Below are 18266 nucleotides of genomic sequence, written 5' to 3'. Positions count from 1 at the left end.
GCTGAATGTAGTTCTTCATTACCTTGTACTTTAGGTGATTTAAAATTACCTAAAATTACAACGATAGTTAATTGTATTGCCGTTAATTATCATACTTTAAATTCTGAGGTAAAATCCTCATTAGTGTCGGTATTTTTTAACTTTTGTAGCGTTTCTTTAGCGGATACGCTGGGTAAAATAGGCTCTTGTTCCTTGCGAGTTACGCTATTATTTGGAATATTTTTCATCACTTCTTTGAAATGACTATCATCAAGAATATGACCTTCTTTTAATTTTTTCAAAGACGCTAATATATCTTTTGCAGCAGAATGATTTTCTACTACCAATAAAAAATTATCTTTATCTAAAAGCTCGTATCTTTCAAGCAAGGAAATAATCTTACTTAACTCTTCTAAAGAGGAAACACAAGGTTTTAGTTTATTGAAATAATCATTATCTAATAAGTCAACTTCGTCTAGTTTTGCAAAAATTTTTCCCAAATATCGGGCGCTATTATGATGTTCTAAAATAAATTGAACTTTCTCTCTGTCTAATATGTCTTGGCCACCGAGTGGCTCTAAAGCATCGTAAATTTCCTCCGCAAAGAGGATGCATTGCATTAAATGATTAAAATTCTCTTTATCTAATATATTTTGCTCGCTCAATAATAAGATTACATCAGAAATGAAAGGACTATCTTTTGCATGATTAATCAACGATTGAAAAATAGAGTCATCAAGAATATTTATTGCTGCTAGTTCAGGAATTATATTATTAATTCCTTGTATGTATGGAGCATTTTCTATAATGTTCTTATATACACCATTATCGAGCACATTCAATTTATACTCTTGTGCCATTGCAAACAGATTTAGGATCTCAGGTGCATATTTTTCATTATCAAGTAGCTTCTTAAATGTAATACTATCTAGTGTGATATCAAATTTTGTTTTTAAATTAATTACAACAGTGAGAATCTCTTCGCGGAAATTTTTTCTCGATTTTTCAGCATGTAAATAGGAATTTGCTAAAGCGTCAAAGCCATTGTTATCTAAATGAATATTAGCACGAGAAAGCCGAATAACACTCTGAGATATATTCGCTAAGACGCTATCTTTATTTAGAATTTGCTCCTTACTTATCTTAATGATGATTTCAAAATTTTTATGATCAAGTAGTTGCGCGTTACCTAAAGCAATGATTGCTTCGCAAACATTTCTAGCTAACCATTTATCTGCAGTAATTTTTTGAAATGAGTCGTTATCGAGTAAGGAGGCTTGCTCTAATAAAAACAATGCCTTCCAAGTAATAACCCCCCCAGTATCGTCCAGACCAACACATGAATAAATAGTGGACAGTATGTCTTCTGATCGCCAATCTAAACCAGTGGAATTGACTAACAAGCTCTCCACCCACATACTATGTTTTTGAGAATAAATTGTATCTATTAAACTCCTTAAAGTTCGTGTGTAAGTAAACTCGAAATTCTCAGTCAGTTGGAAAACGAGCTCGCTTCGAATATCCTCGATTTTTTTATTATCTATAGCAATTAGTGTTTGACTTTTAGAGTCGTTATATTGAGTTCCTTCCTCCATTATTTCTGCATACTTCAAAGCAGGACCTTTACTAAACGCAGAGGGGGTTCTCGGACTATTTCTACCGGTGGTAACCTGTATTATATTTCCCTTACTTTGTGAAATAACCATTTGGCCAAATTTCTTAAGCATCGCCACGGCAATGCCATCATCTTTATCCCGTGCATTTTCCCAAGAATCAATAGTAAGATTTCCACTCATAGTGCGCCAAGCATATCCTTGACCAACGATTTCAAAATTATCATAATCAATAGTCTTATCGTGCAAGAATGGCGAGATCTCCTTTTTGGAGTCTTTCTTTTTGAGCATCACATAAAATCCATCATGCTCCGAACTAATTCCATCGAGTACGCAAGGTTCTCCTTTGCTACCAATAGATTGACAATCATTAGTAATATATCCAAGAATTAAAGAACGAGGATCCTTGATGGGCAATTTAACTAGATAGTATCCAGGTTGGTTAATCTCAGAATCTAAGCCATTAACGATAATGTCCGGTAAATTATCTTTTGTTTTCCATAATTTTTTTAAATCTAAATCAAGACACCTATTGAATACTGCTTCTGGAGCATTATATTGTTCACAGACTTTAGCAAGATCTGGATCCTCACTGTAACGTTTATAATCAGCTTGAGCCAATGCATCGAATGCTTCCGCCAGTGTTTCAGGAGCTCTCTTTAATTTATCCTCAATATCTTGTGCTCTTTTAAAAAATTTTAATGCTTTAATGCCGTGTTTTTGGATAAATTGAGTCCATTCTTCATAATGAATTCCATTTTTTTTACCTATTTGTAGATCCATAAGAGAAGGCAGGGGTTTATTTGCTACTTGACTCGCTTGTTTTGTGAGAAGAAATTTTTCTATACTTTCTAACATAGTTAAATCGGTTTGGTCCTTGAAGTTGCCAAAACATACTAAAGCTTTATAAGCACACTCATAAAGCTCTTCTGGCTTGCTATTATCACAGTTTATATAGTTTGATGCTAGTTGTAGAAATTTATAAATAGCAGAAAAGCGCTTGAATGCTTGCAAATCATTAGGAGCAAAATATCCGTATAAATCATTTTTTTCTTTAAATACCTCTCGAAGTTTGTCATCTGTAGGAATTACAACGTTTTCAGTAGAGCTGGATGCTTGAATTTCCTTAGGATCAAACAAAATTTTTGCTAAGCTCAAGGAGTTAGGAGTATTGAGTTGCAGGAGCATCATGCGGAAGTGATGTGAAAGATTTTCATCTTTTAAAATAAATTCAAATTCCTTCTTTATCTCTTTTGATCTTTTTTCAATCCTTAACTTTATTCTTTCAACATTATTAGGATCAATAGTACTTACATCTATAATTCCTCTACCTGAAAAAACATATTGGAAAAGATTAACAAGTTTCATATTGGCATTCTCAAGTGCTTCTGTCTAAATTATAGGCTAAATTAGGCGCTTATCACGGTTCTGGCAGAAATAGAACGACCGAAGAGTCTGGAGCCCTCAGACAAGCTGCGGAACATCGGATTAGAGCTGGACTGGTTGTTCAGCGATGTGCAGGAGATTCAGCTTTATGGGAGGACTTTATGTGTTTCGCTCTCTTTAATTGAGATCTCTGATTTCACCAAAATAACCTATAAAACTCATCTTTCATCCATTTAGTCAATTCAAATGGATGAATTTGATCATAGATAAACTAAAAATTCAAAACTTATTCATCATGGTATGATCTTGCCCTGTTTTATTATTAAATTCCGCCAGTATTCTCAGCTGGAGGAGCAGGGGCTTCTACAGGTATATTAGTTTTTTGAGTTTCGCTAGATACAGAAGAATAATATGAAGAATAATAAACCAGAATAATGGCTAAAATGACAATGATAATAATTGAAAAAATTCCTCTGTATTCATTTTCACTGTCTTTCTTTTTCATAATTGTCCTCAGAACATTCCAATACTATTTAATTATAGTCTTGATTTGAGATAGGGCCATTTAGCTGCTACTCACTTATTCTTAACAAGACTCTTTCATGAATTAAAGAGCTAAGGTAAAAAATTCCTTCATCTCTTTGATTTAAACCTTTTTCTATCACCGCCCGATCTGGATTATGATGTTCTACTGAAGAGAACTTTCCAATTTTTGAATTCGTTTACTCATAGCCGATTGAGTAATATAGAGTTTTTTAGCAGCCAGTGTTATTGACCAATATTTAACGACGGCAAGAAAAGACTTTAGATCAACAATATCCATAATTTTTTTGCAATTTTTTAAAAGTCTAGTTAAAAAGTTGCAATTTGAAATTTTAATCCAATGAAAAAACTTATTAACCTAAATCGAAAGCATAATGAAAAAAATAATTGCAGAAAAATTAAAAGTGGAAGTCGAAAATATAAAAATGCTTTTATAAAGCGATACAGTAAAATACTCATCACCGACAGGGAAGGAAAGAGTTGTGACTTGATTTTAGCTCCCAAATAGAGTTCTTCGATTGTTAGTTCTGGAAGTAGAGTGGTTTATTACTGTTCAAAATTTAAATGTTCGTTTACTCGTTTTACTTCTGCCGATACAGTGTTTTGTGTTGATGAAACTAAAAATCTTAAATCGGTCAGTCTTTTACTTTGTTTTAAAATAGCCATTAAAGGTTCAGAAGCGTATAATGCAGCTTTCTCTTCTTTCGATATGATCAGAGAACCATTTTTCACTTCATCAAGAGAATCCTCAAGTAAAGGCAATATCTGCTCTTTTTTAGAAGAAAATTTGTCTAATAAGCATCTTAAATCATCATGAGGACATTCCTCCATTTGGGCAATTACCGCTAAATTTTGAAAAAATTTTAAAACTTCTCGATGATTCTTAGATTCAACGATTGCTGATAAACGATTATCGAGTTTTCTCATCTCAATGACATCTTCTTTTAATTCTTCCAATCTCTGGGCTGCTTTTATTCCAAATAGTTCTCTCATCGTCTTTAGAGTAGAATCCTCATTATTTATAGTTCTCTTATACCCTTCTGCTAATGAAGTCTCTTGATTCATAGGACTTTCATATCCTTCTGATGACGATAATGAGGATTGATTTTCTAATGAATCCTCCGGGTTTAGAGAGAGCTCAAGAGACTCCTCATTTTCATTTGTTTTGGAATTCCACAGTCCTAGTTTTTTTATTTGCGAGCTAACTATTGGAGCAAGCAATGAAACAGCAACTCGACTCACTACATAAAGAGCGCCTAGTCCCGCACTGCCTGCGACAATACCAAGACCAACAGGCGGAAAAAATAGACTCAATGCCAAACCGATAATAGCAACAGAAGTAAGGGCTGCGGTGATGCCTCTATCCATAAATGCAACGGCACCCATACCTTTAAGCATTTGCTCATCGTCCCGTTTTTTATTATAAAGCTTCTGTAACTTGTCTTTTTCAGTCTCATATTCACCGTTTAAGTCTTCAATTTTTTTGCAAATAGCTCTGGCTCTTTCCTCATAATCCTCATCATTTTTATCAAGTTTTTTTAATTTCAAACTCAATCGTTGAGCGTTTATTCCTATCTCATCTAAAAGGTTATTTTGGGTCTTTATATTTTTATTGGTTTCTCGTAACGATTTTCGAATTGTGTACTGTTTGTAAATCATATGTCCTATAGAAACCAAGCTAAGTACCAAACTTAAACTGGCCATAGCCAAAGCAATGGGAGGCGCTGCTGCGGGAACTAAAATAGCGGTTAAGGTCAAACCCAATAATAATGCAGAATATGCCCAACGTGCATTATTAGAGAGGGTAAAAGGCGGGCGTTCTCTAGCAATAAGTGAAAAGAAATAAATCAAAGGAATTCGAACAAAATTAACTGCCGCAATACCTAGGCCAGCATAATGAAAGCCAGCACTTGCACCTTGCAAAGCTTGAGTCGTATTACCCAGACTTTTGATTAGAGCTGTAGTTGCAGTGCCAGAACTTCCTAAACTTTGTAATAAACCAGATAGTAATGGAATCTTATTGATAAGTAATCTAAGTATAAATTTTTTTTGTTCCGGAGGTTGAGGACTAAGCTGTACTTTTTTTGACATTTCTTCTGCAAGACTTTGTCCTTTAAGAATTCTCTCCATCAAATCATCTGATAATTTTTCTGTACTCATTTGATTTTACTTTACATGACTTGTTTCTCTTAAATATAGCTCAAATATCATCGTCTCGTTACCTTTCAGTTGATCGGTAATAGGTCTATTAGATGTGTTTACCCTAAGAACAACAATCTCTCAGTTTATTTTCATTATTAAATTGGTATTGTTAAAAAGAGTACCTTAATAAAAAAGCCCTGCAAATGCAGGGCAGTTGTGGAGATTATCATATTTAATAACCGTCAATTGTTTAGTAAGGCTTAACAATTACTGTAGTGCCAATATCAGCAAAATTTTCGTTTAACCATTTTGCTGCGCTGGGTAAAACACGGATGCAGCCATGGCTTGCATTATAGCTAGGTACTTCATATGCCGCATGGATAGAATAAGCTCCATGGAAATGCATACAGTATGGCATTTTTGCACCGCCATTTGTTTCTAATGGATAAAGACTGGAGGTACATTCTTCACCTTTTTTAGAGTAGATCCGGAATGCTCCAGTCACCGTACGACAGGGTTTACCTGTATCTTCACAAAAATCTTTACCCCCGGAAGCACTGCCGGTATTTACCCTATTACCTTCTTTATCATAAGCTGCCCACGCTGTTGCTTTAGGGTCAAATACAATCACTTTCTTTCCTGTTGCCGGTCTTTTTTGGGGAAAGGCGCTAGAACCTCTATGGTCAGATTTCATACTCATCGTATAATGTGTGTAACCCGCATCATCAACTATAGGGACCGATCTATCCATGGAAGCACAGGATGTTGCTAAAGCACACACTGGGACTAACACTAGATATTTTTTCACTTTATTTCTCCCTCTTTTTTTCTATTTATCGGGAGATTTAAAAATAGGTTTAGGTTTTTTTATAAATTTTTTTTACACTATGATCTTTTTATGAGCTTAAGGCTCATTTAATGGTTAGTTTTTTGGTTGTTTTGGGAGCATATATTGAATGGCACTCATTAACTGTTCATCAGTGCATTCAAAGCATCCCCCACGAGGCGGCATAGCATTTAAGCCCTCATCAGTATGTTTAAAGAGTGCTTCCATTCCCTGTTTTAAACGTACTTTCCAATCCGCTTTTTCACCAACTCTGGGGGCACCTATAGGAATTAATGGTTTGCTCGCGTGACAATTGATGCAAAAATGATTGTAAATTTGTTCGCCCTCATCTTTGGTACCGCTAATTGATTTTAAGAACTCTTGAGGGTGATGGCTATCTGCATGAACCGGTAATTGGAATATCAATAAGATCACTGCGTAAACAATGAGATGAATCATCATGTAATACTCTCCTGAAAATTGGCATAATATTTGCAGTTTGCAACAAGTTATTTAACGAGGAATTATTTGTGAAAAAGTGCATACTAAGTGTTTTACTATTTTTTGCAAGTACAGGGCTACATGCTGAAGCAATGCAGCCGCCTGAAATACTCACAAGCAAAATAGAACAGCATGTACGTAACGAGCTTTCTTCATATAAAGAAGGAATAATTCGTGTTACAGCGGATAAAATTGATTCCCGTTTAAATCTCAAAGCATGCGCTGAAGATCAGCTGGTTGTTTTTAATCCCTACCAATCTCCTATTTTAAACACCAGTACCATGGGAATAAAATGTCAAGAAAATGACAATCATTGGTCTCTATACGTTCCTATTAAAATAACTGTATTAAAAACGATCTACGTAGCAAAACGTGCTCTTATTAAAGGTACCCGACTTTCCAAAGATGATATCTATCAAACGGAAATGGATGTACAGAGATTAAATCATGGTTATTTTACTAAAAAGGATTTATTAATAGGGCAAATATGCAAACAAAATATTCCACCAAATAGCCCGCTTAATCCGCATAATATAGAAGCAGCGAAATTGATTAATAAAGGAGAGCATGTTTCTATTGTTGCTAGTGATAGCAATTTAACTGTAAGCATGGATGGTATTGCTTTGGAAGAGGGCTCATTGGGTGAAACCATTAAAGTACGCAATCTTTCTTCTAAAAAAATTATTGAAGCTCAGATTACAGACTCAAAGAAAGTAAACGTTATTATTTAATAACAAAGGTTATTTACATTTCACTAGCTTGAGCCAGTAGAATGCAAACAGCCCATTTATAATTAAAATATACTAAAGATTTTTACAAAATAGCCGATATATTTAGAAGCCGAACGTGATTGAGGATAAATTATGTTTAATCAAATCAGTGATGCAGTTCCTGTAAAAACACTAGATACAGACAATCGTTTAAAAATGAAACATCAAGAAAAAATCCAAAATTTGATAGAGGACCCCTCATCACATGTCAACATTAGTGATATTTCAAAACAATTAGAAGCTATAAAAAACTCTCTTAAGGAAGTTTCTGAAATCAATGAAGCTCGAGTTTTATATTTTAAATCTGAAATAGCACTCGGAAACTATCAAATTGATAGTGACAAAATTGCCATTAAAATGTTAAATGTAGAACCGGCATAAATTCTAAGGGTAATTATTATATGGATCATAAAATAAAAACATTGAGTAGTTATTTGGAACAAGAAATTAATTGGATAGAATCACTCAATTCTTTGCTGGCCGAGGAAAAGGAAATACTGACTTCTCGTGAATTTAATAGGCTTGAAGAATTTGCGAATAAAAAAAAGGAATTATCAAGTAAGTTAGAGGAAAGTGCCAAAAAACGCTTGCAACTTATTAACTATACGAATCCTAATCAAGATATGAACTTAGTTTTGACTGCGTTTCTTAAAGAGTGTACTGTCGAGGAAACAAATCAAATCAATCAATTAAATACTAAGCTTGCTGAACTACTAACACTCTGTCGTGAATTGAACGCAGTAAATGGGCAGATAATAGCCAACAATCTTTATGTTCGTCAAGAAATTGTCAATACACTGTCAGGAAATCCAGCAAATGCAATCAGTGTTTATACTTCCAATGGAGATATTCAATCAACAAAAGAGAATACACACCATCAAGAAGCCTAAAAATATCGAGCAAAAATTCACTCTGGGTGACAGCAAGGCTGTAGTCCAGAAAAAATTAATTAATTTCTCTCTTATCCAAATAAAAATATCAATAAAAAGCTATTTGATTTTATTTTGAACTAAAGAATAGGTATAATAGTTAAAAATTTTCTTTATAAATTCTATGAAATTCTTTTCAAAAAATTACGTTCGAACGATTGTAGTTGAATTTTATGGTGATAAAACAACACAGAATGATAATGCCATTAAGGAAAATGCTAAAAACCTATTAGGAACTCATTTTAAAGAAGAAAACCGATTGATTTATTCTTCCCGCCTTAATTATTTTCCTGGTCTGAGCCAGTTAACATCACAATCCCGTTTACTCCTGGTTGGTCACGGTGATCTAGAGAAACATATATTTTCTGGTTGCGATGTTGACATGTTGGTAGAACGATTAATAGAAGATTGTTCATTACAAACGGTTAAACGAATTACCCTCGTCGCCTGCCATCTTGGTAAAACCAAGGCATTCATTGAAGAACTACACTTAAAACTGGCCAAAGAAGGTATTTATACTGAAATAGCAGCCTATAAATCTTATTTAGTTGTCGATAGTTCAGGACATCGCTGGATTGATCTAGGCGAAGAAGATGGGCTGGTTGAAGCAGGAAAGCAAAAAATTGTTTTGGGTTGGGAAAATGCTGGAAGCTCCTCCCCCAAGCAAGTTATATTGGTTGATACCAATGAAACTAATCCTTACTATGAAGACAATCAGGGAGATGATGAGGATGCCGAGATAGATGCTCCCTTTCACTTTGGATAGTAGGTATACTAATCAATAACTTGTTTTACAGCTAATTTTGTAGTTCACGAACATGTATTTTTTTCAACATGAAACTTCTGAGTTTTTGTTTCGTTACACTCAGCTTGCCGCGAACTACATTAAAAATCTGAGGGTATTTACTTCATACGAAGAGCACCATCTAAACGGATCACTTCACCATTCATCATTCCATTTTCAATAATATGCGCAGCTAACGCAGCAAATTCATCGGGTTTACCAAAACGCTTGGGAAAAATCATGGTTGCCACCAGATTATCTTGTACCTCTTGCGGCATGTTTAACAGCATAGGTGTTGCTATTAATCCAGGTGCAATGGTATTTACACGAATAGCGAACTGAGCGAGTTCTCGCGCAGCAGGTAAGGTCATTGCCACAACACCACCCTTGGAAGCACTATATGCGGCTTGACCAATTTGTCCCTCAAATGCTGCAATAGAGGCTGTGTTAATAATAACACCGCGCTCCTGGGAATTACTTTCTAATTCCAAGTTGGTCATTGCATGTGCTGCAACCCTCATTACATTGAAAGTACCAATAAGATTTACATCAATCACTTGTTTAAAGGCATCCAATGGCATAGCACCTTCTTTCCCAACAATACGTTTAGCTGGAGCAATGCCCGCACAGTTAACACAAACTCTCGGTGCTCCTAATTGTTCTATTGTTTGTTGCATCGCTTTTTCGACTGATTCATCACTGGTTACATCACAACTGATAAATAAATCGGCTTCGCTTTGGTCATCCGCCTGCTTATCCCATACTACAACCCGCATTCCACGCTTCTGTAAGTATTGAGCACTTGCTTTTCCCATACCCGAGGCGCCACCTGTAATCAAGGCGATTTGATTCGTAAAGTTCACTATATCTCTCCATAAAATTATAGATTTTTTAGCCTAGGGTACAACAGTAAAGCGAAATCTGGATTAACCGACATAAAATTTCCAGGCTCCGCTTTGCTATCACCCAGGCTCACTGCCATTGACTCAAAAATTTTTGTCATTCCCGCGAAAGCGGGAATTCACTCATGAATTGGCACTATGCCTTGTTAGAAATAGGTTCCGATATCTTTTCCTTAAGTCAATAACAGTGCTCCTAGAGCTAAAAAAACTCCTTACTCAATTGTTTGAATTCAGGAGTCCCTGCCTTTCTTAACCATTCGAAAAATATCATTTCCGTGGTAACTAAATGAATCCCTGCATGTTTCATTCGTTTCAATCCGTATTTCATATTTTGCTCACCACGACAACTCACTGCATCGGCAACAACAAAAACATCATATCCAGCGTCTTTCATTTCTAGCGCAGTTTGTAAGACGCAAACATGAGTTTCAATACCAATAAGAATTAATTGTTTTTTATGAAATTGCTTTAAGCGTTCCACATATTTAGGCTCGCCCATACACGAAAAACTTACTTTATCAACACTACATTCTTGTGGATTAAAATACGATTGAAATTGTTTCAAAGTCGTACCAAGACCTTGTGGATATTGTTCACTCACTAGAATGGGAACATTCATCCGTCTGGCTAATTTTAAAAGCCATTCACAACGCGCGATAAATACTTCGCTATCTAATACGGCTGGCGTTAATTTTTCTTGTACATCAACCAATAATAAGAGTGAATCCTCTTTATTAAGTAACATCCTTATTCTCCTTGACGAACAATTTGAAAGATCTTGAGTTTAAATGCTAGGGTCTGTTTACATTTCGCCAGCTTAAGTCGAAATGGCCAGATTTTTGAGTACTAAAGCGTGGCATACACGGAGTATGTAAGCATCGGATCGCAGAAAAATCAGGTCAGTCGCCAAGATAGTAGAAATAGAAACAGATCCTAATAAAAGCTTACAGTCTGAGTGAAATTAATCACAAACAGGCTGTAAGTACATCAGCAAAAGAGTTTCCAGTAAAACACTAAACTCCAGCGATATCAATCGTTTTCATTTTTACATCCATCTGCTTGTTATTTCGCTGAATGGATACTGTTATTTGCTCCCCAACCTTTATATCGGTTAGCATATTGTATAAAACATCATAGTTAGGAACCGCATGTCCATTCAATGCTACAATAATATCACCTAACTCGATACGTCCCCAAGCATCTCGGTGAGTGCCTCGCAAATGTGCTTTGTCTGCGGGTGTATTGCGTATCACATCTGCGATCAATATCCCTTTACGTATGCCCAATCGATAAGCAATACTTGGTGGAACACTTTGAATACCAATCCCAGACAATACGACTCGCCCATTGTTAATAATTTGCGTCACAATGCGATCAATATCATCTGCAGGGACAGCGAAACCGATTCCAGCAGACGAACCTGACTGGGAATAAATCATCGTGTTCATGCCAATTAACTGTCCAGCACTATTCAATAATGGTCCACCTGAATTACCCGGATTAATTGGCGTATCTGTTTGAATCATATTTCGAATTTTAACCCCGCCAATCCCAGGAACTTTTCTACCTAAAGCAGAAATTACTCCCTTAGATAAACTATGATCCAGACCAAAAGGATTACCAATCGCAATTGCTTTTTGTCCAACCATGAGATCATTAAGATGTACGATTTCAAACGGTTTAAATTCTTTTAACAGCGCCAAAGCTTGTGGCGATTCAATCTTTAATACAGCAATATCTTTGCGTGGCTCTGCTCCAACTACTTTAGCAGGTACAGTCAACTTACCTAAAGTAATTGCCAACTTATCAGCGCCCTTGATCACGTGAAAATTGGTAACTATATACCCATGATTATTCCAAACAATTCCAGAACCAGCCCCATCGGATACTTGCTTTTTCTGTAACGATCTATTAGTTACTGTTGCTAATCTGTGAACATAAACTACCTTAGGGGATGCGTCATGAAAAACTTGTACGGTATTTTGTTCATCAGGAAGAAGGGAGTTTACAATTGTACTATGTCCTGGTAAAGCCAGAATTGAACATAGCATAAAAGTAATAAACCATAAAAAACGTTCTCTTGCCATCAATATATCTCCACCAGTTAGGACCATAAGCGTGCATTCCTCCAAATGCACACGAATTGTAATATATAACTACAAAAATGTCATCAAATGAGTGAGAAGAATAATTTTCAAGCAAATGTCATCGTGTGAGTTTTCTCTTGCTCTTTCTCTTTTTCTTCTTGATAAACATAATCATGCGAGTCCTCTTGGTGTACTTTATCTCGTGATTTAGCCTCATTATGCACTACATCTTTTTGTTTCTCAGGCACTGGATCATTTATTTCGTGTTGTATTTTATCTACATTCGTGCGTGACACAGTCTCTACACGCGTTTGAACCAGCGAAATTCCAGGAGTTACTGATACTCCAAAATATTGCATCAAAAATTGTATTGGCATCATAAGCATATCTTTAAAAGTCATAGTTGATGCTTCCATACTTTTAACAGCCACAATTTCTGAATCATCGATATGACGTAAATATACTTTTTCCAAAAGCGCTGAATGCTGTTTGTACACACTATCCAAACTGGAATTTCGTGACTTTTCCTGGTTTAAAAGATATCTTTGAAAATCAGTATGCGCATCCCATAGAGAAGCTCTTCTTTCCTGTAACTCCTTGAGTTCACTATCATAGAAAGCTATTTTATGATCAATTTCTTCCCTTAATCGATCACATGCGATTTTACGCTCAGATGAAACTGACCCGCAAACTATTGAGTCCGACTCTTTAACAATAACTTTGGCATAACGTTCAACCAACTCTGTTTTTTTGTTTAAAATCTCTTCTATTTTGGTATCTATATATCTAATTGCATCTTTATTCGCTCCTAACACTTGGTAATGAGAATCAAATCGTTTCTCATTTTGCATTTGTGCGCGGATTTGCTCCAGTTCCTTTACTTCTTGGGTCAATGCCCTGCTTTGTGCCTCATCATTTAACTGCTTGTCTCGGCTTAACAGGATTTGTCTTATAAATGCAGCCAAAATCACAACAGTTCCCAATGCTGCAGTACAAATAAGCGCTATACTGACTGGCTCCATAGTCAACTCCTTTAATGAGACAAATGAATCAATTGAGTATGAATTTCAATAGCAAAATACTTGCTAAAAGTTTGGAGTGAATCCATCAATGGCCATTGATCGGGCTGGCTTGACATACGACTCATCGCTGCCGAAAAAATGGAACTATAGTTCTCTTTGATAAAGGGTTTTATCTCAGTTAAATTAGAAAAATTTTTCACCAAAGCAGTAGCATTTTCTTCCAGATGTGATAACTCTACTTTTTCAATAACCCCAACCAAATTATCTTGGTCTTCCATAGTTTTTTTAATCCAGTTAAGTAAAGCCACACGAGGTTTAATAAACAATAATTGATGACTTGTTTCTATTGAAGGCTCCATTAAAACAATATGGTTGTGCAATTCAAATTTAAAACAACAAAGAAAATCAAGAAAACTGGTTTCTATTCCATTGCGTGCTTTATCACCAAGCCAACGACAAATTTCATGACGAAACATTGTTGAAAAATGCTTTTCTATTTCATCCAGAGTTGCATTATCTGAGTTTTGTTTGTGCAACGCATATGCAGTGTTATCAATTTGCAATAATCTAAGATCAGGTAACTTTGTTTCGGGCAATTGCGAAGCAAGAAATGATAAAAAAACAGCTGTAGGTTTTAATATCACGATTTCATGTTGGCGGTAGTGCATCGATCTCTCCTTGATTTGACCTAAATCACTCACCAACAAATTACAGCATGAACTCAAATGCATTGAACCTGCAAGCTTTCTTAAGATCTTTTTCTTTTGCGGTATTCAACTCTTATTTTCAAATAAAAAAATCTTAAAAAAACTCACATCGCCAATGCATTAGTGAATTCGCTACAATCTTTAGCAAATGATTCAGCTGCTTTTTACTCATCCTGAGTACAGCAAGGACCCCTATTTAAAACGATAGACCATATATCGACACTTAGCGAGCCAACTTTAATTTTTTCATAATAAAGTTCGTGGAGTATCATCAATTATGAGAGCCTTGGATCCAGACCCTTTTCGTAAAGAAGAGAGACAATTACAATTTAATAGTGAGTTCAACACTATTGATCCAAGTTCATTCTTTTATCAGCTGCCCAAAAACATGACCAGTGACTCGCTTCAGCTCTTTCCACAAAAGATAACTTAAAGAACCACGAGTCTACATCATTTAATGGATATTAATGAGTGTTATTCATTGACCTGGAACATTACTTTTTTTAAAGTACATCAACAATAAAGCATCAAAGAATTACGCGCGTGGACAAACAAGATTTGCATAAAAAATTTAGTCAACCATTACTGCAGTGGCATGCTCTTTATGGACGCAATAACCTCCCTTGGCAATTACCTCGTACACCGTACAGAGTATGGATTTCTGAGATTATGCTTCAGCAAACTCAAGTACAAACGGTTATTCCTTATTTTGAACGTTTTATGCAACAATTCCCTAACATAAATACTTTGGCTCAAGCAAATGATGATGAAGTGCTTTCTTTGTGGTCAGGACTAGGTTATTACAGCCGAGCCAGAAATCTGCATCAAACAGCAAAAATAGTGGTACAACATCATGGTGGTGTTTTGCCTGATAATTATCAGTTATTAAAAGAACTGCCGGGAATTGGCCCATCTACTGCAGCTGCCATTGCATCACAAGCTTTTAATCAACCTATCGCTATTCTAGATGGAAATGTAAAACGAGTTTTAACGCGTTTTTTCATGATTAAGGGGTATCCTGAACAAGCACAAGTAAAAAAAACACTGTGGGAACTGGCTAACTCGTGCATGCCTAACGAAAACTGCGCTAATTACACACAAGCAATTATGGATTTAGGTTCACTATGTTGTACCCCTAAAAATCCAAATTGTCATAATTGCCCCTTACAGAATAGTTGTCTGGCACTGAAATATGAAGAACAACATCTCTATCCCACAAAAAAGGTAAAAAAAACCATACCCATTCAATACCAACAATTTCTGGTTTTATACAATGAACAAAACTCCATCTATTTAGAAAAAAAACCCCCTGCAGGCTTATGGGGTGGTTTATGGTGTTTACCCAGTTTGGATAAAGAAGACTGCCCGCTTAACTTTATACGTCTGAACTATGATTTATCAGGAGAAGCTCCCCGACAACTTATGACTTTTAAACATCGCTTTAGCCATTTTCATTTGGAAATTAATGCACTCAGTATAAAAATTAAAACATTAGGTAATATATTGTCTGAGAAACAAGGACAGTGGTTTGCAAAAGAACAAATAAACTCTTTAGGCTTAGCTCGGCCCACCAGCAAGATATTGTTTTTTCACTATAATATATTTAAAGCCTTATCATAGCTGCCAATTGAAAATATAAAAAATTACTCCACTCATCTTTTAATGTTAAAAATAAAAAATTACTAAAGTAGGGGCTTATTTTATAAGATGTTTGTTCTATTATTCCTTTTTATTTGGATTGCTGCATTATGAGTAAATATAGAACAAAATTTAAAATAATAAACACCCAGCCGGCTACTCCTCTAGATGAAATAATTGATGAATTAGGACAAACGGAACAATCGGAGCTGGAACAACCAGACCCCGAACAATTAGAACAACCCCACCTAGAGCAATTAAGCAACAACCGCAACAGTATTTTTTATAGATTGAATCATGATGAAAAACTGAATAATGCGGTACTTATCGCCATGCTGTCAGGTATGCTCATCTTTACGGTATCGTTTTGCTCTCAAGATAATAATCGCGCTATAACAGGGTTAGCTATTGCATTAGCTGCTTTCTTCTTGAGGGTTGCAATCGAGCTCATGGGAGAAATCATGGAAAATAATAATGGCAGCTATGTCTATCAATCGCACTATAGGAATGGAAGATGACATCGCTACCGTTCAAAAACGAGGAATAACAAAATAATCTTCTTCTTGTTGCAATTCGAATTCTGCTGCGGTGTTACATTCGATAGCTTGTTGTTCTGCTTTTATTTCAATTTGCTTCATTTCTTCAGCGTTCAGATCTTTTGTTGCTTTAGTTTGACAATCTTCTATGGCAAAAAATTTCAGAAGATTACACATGCTACGGGAATTATTTGTCGTAAATGAATTCTGAACCTCAATGCGATCATAGGTAATTTGTCGTTCATTTAAAATTGTAATAATGAGTTTGCTATTAATGTAATCAGGATTAAATGCTTCATGAAATTTATGATTCTGACCACGTGGTGCCATCAAAGCAATAAAACAATATCCACCAGGATTCACTAAAGAAAGAAGTTTATCGATAAATGCAGACATTTCACTTTTATTTAAATGATACATAACATGGGAGCATATAACCAAGTCAAATTTACCTTCCAAAACCACATTCATAAAATCAGAGTTATATAATTTAATATTCGTTTGATGATATGCATTTTTTAATTCGGGATTAATCTCAACAGCAACAGCCTCATCAAATTCACTCTGGAGAATTTTGGTAATATTACCGGCACCTGCACCAACATCGAGTAATCTATGACGATGAGATAATTTTGGAAGAATTTTGTTTTTAATAGTTTCCGTCACTAATGATATGTGTTTGGAAGTATGTTCCAATATACCAATAGCTTCCTTGTATTCTATAAATGAGCTGCTAGGCATAACATTTTTCCCTATAAAACTTCTTAACTTAATGAACCGCCACTGGCTAATATTTGAATCGCTACTTTAGCATCAGGTTGTCCTAAATTAGCAGCAGCATTGATCCAAAACCAAGCTTTTTTCCGGTCTTCTACGACCCCTTTGCCATAATAATACATATAACCTACAGCATACTGAGCATCAGGCTGACCTTGCTGAGCTAATGGTTTTAAGCGAATAAAAGCCTTACGGTAATCTTCGACTCTGAAACTATCAATTCCTTCACGTAAATTAATTTTGTTGGTAACAGCACATCCAGCAAGAGCAGAAATAAAAATTACAACGATTAGTCGATTAAATAAACGTCTCATAAATTTTTATCCCCTTCCAAAGGCTTTGCTACCGGCTCAAAGATTAATTCATTTTTGGGTAAACTTAAACTCTCTAAAGCACCATTACGTTCAACCAAAATCCCTGCGGCCATAATACGTTTGATCACAGCACCCCCAGGTATTGTATCACCTAATTTATAAGTGCTTTCCTCTCCATTCGCAGCACGAATGATTACTTGAGAATCTTCTATTTTATTAGCAAATAAGATCCCTACTAAAGTAACATTCAACATAGATTTTTTAATACTGGATAAATTATTTGAAACATAAACACCAAACAGAGAAGAGTGTAAAATAGCATCAAAGGAATTCTGTTTTGCTATCGCTGGCATCTCTTTTGAGGTTTCTGGTTGAGTTGGGCGAGTTACAGGGGCAAAGATTAAAGAAGCGTATTCTACGATAATCAGTATGGAAAACAGTGAAATTAAGGCAATAATAATCCATTGTGCGTATTTTGCTGAAAATAAAGCCTGGAGATCAAATTTCATTATCAAAACACCCCTGAAGTATAAACTTGCCTGTACATGGAACTTCGCTGCACTCTAGCTACACCCTGTAAAGTAGAACTTGCCTATACATAGAACCCCCACTAGAATATCCTACATAAACCACTCTGAAAAGATCACTCGTTCATAATAGGCCTCTTTCCAAATTCGCTAAGGGGAGTGAAGTGCAAGGAGACGCAGAGCGGAGAACCGGAGTATACAACGTCAGTACATGAGGATTCGAGCAACCGCATCGACGAAGCAATTTACCTCCTCAGTAGAGTTTGGCAAGAGGTCTAATAAA

General features: G+C 35.6%; 19 protein-coding genes and 1 pseudogene. 6 read left to right on the top strand and 14 right to left on the bottom strand.

What is annotated here, in order from left to right:
* Window positions 1-89 precede the first annotated feature (89 nt).
* The 6 genes and pseudogenes from Ltuc_RS03120 to Ltuc_RS03100 all read right to left on the bottom strand — a co-directional run bounded on the left by Ltuc_RS03120 (window position 90) and on the right by Ltuc_RS03100 (window position 6951).
* Window positions 90-2960, bottom strand: coding sequence for a hypothetical protein (locus Ltuc_RS03120; RefSeq protein WP_058519884.1), 2871 nt, complete (start codon window positions 2958-2960; stop codon window positions 90-92).
* A gap of 340 nt (window positions 2961-3300) precedes the next feature.
* Window positions 3301-3483 (bottom strand): hypothetical protein, encoded by a 183-nt coding sequence (locus tag Ltuc_RS03115; protein WP_058519883.1) that lies wholly within the window; start codon window positions 3481-3483, stop codon window positions 3301-3303.
* A 189-nt stretch (window positions 3484-3672) separates the two neighbouring features.
* A pseudogene (locus Ltuc_RS14910) lies at window positions 3673-3801 on the bottom strand (LysR family transcriptional regulator); the annotation flags it as partial.
* A gap of 266 nt (window positions 3802-4067) precedes the next feature.
* Complete coding sequence (locus Ltuc_RS03110) at window positions 4068-5681, bottom strand: hypothetical protein (RefSeq protein WP_058519882.1); 1614 nt, start codon at window positions 5679-5681, stop codon at window positions 4068-4070.
* A 232-nt stretch (window positions 5682-5913) separates the two neighbouring features.
* Entirely contained in the window at window positions 5914-6471 is a 558-nt protein-coding gene (locus Ltuc_RS03105; protein ID WP_058519881.1) for a L,D-transpeptidase, read from the bottom strand.
* A gap of 114 nt (window positions 6472-6585) precedes the next feature.
* Window positions 6586-6951 carry a c-type cytochrome gene (locus tag Ltuc_RS03100; protein WP_058519880.1) on the bottom strand — a complete coding sequence of 122 codons (366 nt, stop codon included), beginning with the start codon at window positions 6949-6951 and terminating at the stop codon, window positions 6586-6588.
* Between the two features lie 68 nt (window positions 6952-7019).
* Here Ltuc_RS03100 and flgA point away from each other — a divergent pair, with 68 nt between their 5' ends.
* The 4 genes from flgA (at window position 7020) to Ltuc_RS03080 (ending at window position 9455) form a co-directional block, all read left to right on the top strand.
* On the top strand, window positions 7020-7721 hold the full coding sequence (gene flgA, locus Ltuc_RS03095; protein WP_058519879.1) for a flagellar basal body P-ring formation chaperone FlgA: 702 nt from the start codon (window positions 7020-7022) through the stop codon (window positions 7719-7721).
* A 132-nt stretch (window positions 7722-7853) separates the two neighbouring features.
* A complete protein-coding gene (gene flgM, locus Ltuc_RS03090) occupies window positions 7854-8141 on the top strand; it encodes a flagellar biosynthesis anti-sigma factor FlgM (protein WP_058519878.1) in 288 nt (95 codons plus the stop codon).
* A 20-nt stretch (window positions 8142-8161) separates the two neighbouring features.
* Window positions 8162-8650, top strand: a complete 489-nt coding sequence (locus tag Ltuc_RS03085) for a flagella synthesis protein FlgN (protein WP_058519877.1) — start codon at window positions 8162-8164, stop codon at window positions 8648-8650.
* Between the two features lie 163 nt (window positions 8651-8813).
* A complete protein-coding gene (locus tag Ltuc_RS03080) occupies window positions 8814-9455 on the top strand; it encodes a C80 family cysteine peptidase (RefSeq protein ID WP_058519876.1) in 642 nt (213 codons plus the stop codon).
* 137 nt (window positions 9456-9592) lie between these two features.
* Here the strand turns inward: Ltuc_RS03080 and Ltuc_RS03075 are convergent, their stop codons facing one another.
* The 5 genes from Ltuc_RS03075 to Ltuc_RS03055 form a co-directional block, all read right to left on the bottom strand.
* Window positions 9593-10336, bottom strand: coding sequence for an SDR family NAD(P)-dependent oxidoreductase (locus Ltuc_RS03075; RefSeq protein WP_058519875.1), 744 nt, complete (start codon window positions 10334-10336; stop codon window positions 9593-9595).
* A 238-nt stretch (window positions 10337-10574) separates the two neighbouring features.
* Window positions 10575-11120, bottom strand: a complete 546-nt coding sequence (locus tag Ltuc_RS03070; RefSeq protein ID WP_058519874.1) for a hydrolase — start codon at window positions 11118-11120, stop codon at window positions 10575-10577.
* A 268-nt stretch (window positions 11121-11388) separates the two neighbouring features.
* Window positions 11389-12462 carry a S1C family serine protease gene (locus tag Ltuc_RS03065; protein ID WP_058519873.1) on the bottom strand — a complete coding sequence of 358 codons (1074 nt, stop codon included), beginning with the start codon at window positions 12460-12462 and terminating at the stop codon, window positions 11389-11391.
* A 107-nt stretch (window positions 12463-12569) separates the two neighbouring features.
* Window positions 12570-13484: a hypothetical protein gene (locus Ltuc_RS03060; RefSeq protein WP_058519872.1), complete on the bottom strand. Its 915-nt coding sequence runs from the start codon at window positions 13482-13484 to the stop codon at window positions 12570-12572.
* 11 nt (window positions 13485-13495) lie between these two features.
* Window positions 13496-14152: a hypothetical protein gene (locus tag Ltuc_RS03055; RefSeq protein ID WP_058519871.1), complete on the bottom strand. Its 657-nt coding sequence runs from the start codon at window positions 14150-14152 to the stop codon at window positions 13496-13498.
* Between the two features lie 582 nt (window positions 14153-14734).
* Between Ltuc_RS03055 and mutY the strand changes: the two genes are divergently transcribed.
* Together mutY and Ltuc_RS03045 are read left to right on the top strand one after the other, a co-directional pair.
* Window positions 14735-15811 (top strand): A/G-specific adenine glycosylase, encoded by a 1077-nt coding sequence (gene mutY, locus Ltuc_RS03050; protein WP_058519870.1) that lies wholly within the window; start codon window positions 14735-14737, stop codon window positions 15809-15811.
* 128 nt (window positions 15812-15939) lie between these two features.
* Window positions 15940-16347: a hypothetical protein gene (locus Ltuc_RS03045; protein ID WP_058519869.1), complete on the top strand. Its 408-nt coding sequence runs from the start codon at window positions 15940-15942 to the stop codon at window positions 16345-16347.
* A 12-nt stretch (window positions 16348-16359) separates the two neighbouring features.
* Here the strand turns inward: Ltuc_RS03045 and Ltuc_RS03040 are convergent, their stop codons facing one another.
* From Ltuc_RS03040 to Ltuc_RS03030, 3 genes are read right to left on the bottom strand one after another with little or no spacing between them, the layout of a single operon-like run.
* Window positions 16360-17106 carry a class I SAM-dependent methyltransferase gene (locus tag Ltuc_RS03040; RefSeq protein ID WP_058519868.1) on the bottom strand — a complete coding sequence of 249 codons (747 nt, stop codon included), beginning with the start codon at window positions 17104-17106 and terminating at the stop codon, window positions 16360-16362.
* Window positions 17107-17129: 23 nt separating this feature from the next.
* Window positions 17130-17456 carry an SEL1-like repeat protein gene (locus Ltuc_RS03035; protein WP_058519867.1) on the bottom strand — a complete coding sequence of 109 codons (327 nt, stop codon included), beginning with the start codon at window positions 17454-17456 and terminating at the stop codon, window positions 17130-17132.
* Window positions 17453-17965 carry a type II secretion system protein N gene (locus Ltuc_RS03030; protein ID WP_058519866.1) on the bottom strand — a complete coding sequence of 171 codons (513 nt, stop codon included), beginning with the start codon at window positions 17963-17965 and terminating at the stop codon, window positions 17453-17455. Before Ltuc_RS03030 ends, Ltuc_RS03035 begins: the two co-directional genes overlap by 4 nt.
* Between the last annotated feature and the right edge of the window lie 301 nt (window positions 17966-18266).

Source organism: Legionella tucsonensis (assembly GCF_001468035.1).
Lineage (GTDB): Bacteria > Pseudomonadota > Gammaproteobacteria > Legionellales > Legionellaceae > Legionella > Legionella tucsonensis.
Note: the sequence above shows the minus strand (reverse complement) of the source record. Positions and strands in the feature narration are given on the sequence as shown.